This window comes from Pseudaeromonas pectinilytica (genome assembly GCF_054780855.1).
The window spans coordinates 1-1,789 of record NZ_BAAGVN010000230.1 but is presented as its reverse complement, the minus strand read 5'-3'; the positions used below and the strand labels follow the sequence as shown (position 1 = coordinate 1,789).

General features: G+C 44.6%; 2 protein-coding genes. One reads left to right on the top strand and one right to left on the bottom strand.

The genetic code is table 11. The features are described 5' to 3' along the window. Positions 1-69: 69 nt before the first annotated feature. A complete protein-coding gene (locus ACYVG7_RS10435) occupies positions 70-666 on the bottom strand; it encodes a hypothetical protein (protein WP_460883054.1) in 597 nt (198 codons plus the stop codon). Between the two features lie 318 nt (positions 667-984). Between ACYVG7_RS10435 and ACYVG7_RS10430 the strand changes: the two genes are divergently transcribed. After that, on the top strand, positions 985-1,470 hold the full coding sequence (locus ACYVG7_RS10430) for a glycoside hydrolase family protein (RefSeq protein WP_460883053.1): 486 nt from the start codon (positions 985-987) through the stop codon (positions 1,468-1,470). Positions 1,471-1,789: the final 319 nt, after the last annotated feature.

Here is a 1,789-nt window from a genome sequence, read left to right as displayed (position 1 = left end):
GCCCTGCAAAGTAAACTGGATGGCTTTCTTGCCGCCAAGGATTTGATGGCACAGGGGATCAAGATCTGATCAATAGACAGGTGTGGTGTTGATGCCATGTTGTGCGGCATGCCGTTGTTCAAATTTTTGAATCATTCCGATCAAGTCATGCAATGAAAACGCAGCCAGAAATCGTTGCGTCAGATCGTACTCATTGATGACATTCAGAAACTGGCAATTCTTGGCTAGTTTTACTTTCGAGAGAAGATGCAGATCGCGGTAAAATGGCGTGGATAGATAACAGACGCTAGCAAATTCCCAACAGGCAGGCCATTCAGCTAACTCGGCCGCCCTGGCCATCAGTTCATTGGCGACATTCCCCCCATGGGAGTGGCCAATTAAGTGAAAAAGAACACGGTGTTTTTTATAGCCACTATAGTAAGCAGTTTCGCCATTCGCGCCACATAAGCGATCTGCCAGATATGAACCGGCTATCTTCCGATTGGCGGCGGTATTATCCCCACTCCAACCATGAGCATCGAATAATGCAGTATTCGGTGATGCGTTAATTAATGTCTGTAGCTGGGTTATAAAGTCCGGATATTCTTGCCAATAGCTGGTGCTACCATAACTGCGGGCCCTTTGTTGCGACGCATTGACTGGATCGACGGTGCCGGCCAATAACACCACAACCTGGTGTGTCGGTAAATGTTATGTTTGCATGTTCACATACTCCCATTTAAATAACACCCCAATCTAGCAATGCAATCTGACTCTGGATTGATGGAAGTAATTCACTGGATTATTGATGGCGAGACATGCCACGGAATAGTTTCCGGCTTATTTATTCTTGCTATGGGTCCAAGATAAATAGGTTGTTTTAATCATCAGGCGTGAGGTGCGCCATTCCGCGCACACTCTACTTTGATGGTTGTTATGAGGGTGAACTTATTTCCTATTGGATAACAGTTGCTAATTGTTATCCTCCTATCACGAGGCGTTGTTATGAACCAATTTTCTTTTTCTGAATCGAGCATGCTGAGCATATTAACCACTATCAAAAACAATGAAGGATCTCTGGATTACCAACGCAAACGGGGGATGTTTAAAAACGGTTTATTCCATGTATACAAAGATTCGTTGGGTTTCGATACGATTGGCTATGGCCATCTGGTTAAAACGAAGGGAAATTATGCCAGTGGTATCAATGAAGAAACGGCGGACAACTTATTGCGTCAGGATGTGAATGGTGCGATTCAGGATGCCGATCATTGGATCCCGCTACAGGGTCATCCCGAAGTTGTACAGCGGGTGTTGGTGGAGATGGTGTTTCAATTAGGGATTAACAAGGCGAAGAAATTCATAAAATTTGCTGCAGCCATCCAGGAAAAGAATTATTCCCGTGCCGGGCAGGAATTGAAAAATTCGACTTGGTATCAACAAACGCCACAGCGCGTTGAGCAGCATGTGATTGATTTGCAAAAAATATAAATGTCGTTTCTCTTGTCCGTAAAGTGTCTGGTTATTACGGCCAGACGCTTTTTATTTTTATAAATATCTAGCTTTGTTTGTTCTCTGGTCTGTCAGAACCGACAGGACGGATTTTCTTCCTCGTTATCTGTAGATGGCGATTAGTGATTTAGTTTCTCGAGCCGAGGTTGATACGGCTGCATCATGCAGGGATCTGATATTTCAATGCTGATTGCCGACAGCATGGCATTCATGGTCAGGGCGAGAGCGTGAACATATTGTTAAATTGATGCCAGTTCAGCTAACCCAGCATCCAGTACCTTTTCCAGATATGGGCTGC

What these genes read in the sequence shown, in the direction of transcription:
- ACYVG7_RS10430 (WP_460883053.1), top strand. Translation starts at nt 985, where the DNA reads ATGAACCAATTTTCTTTTTCTGAATCGAGCATGCTGAGCATATTAACC.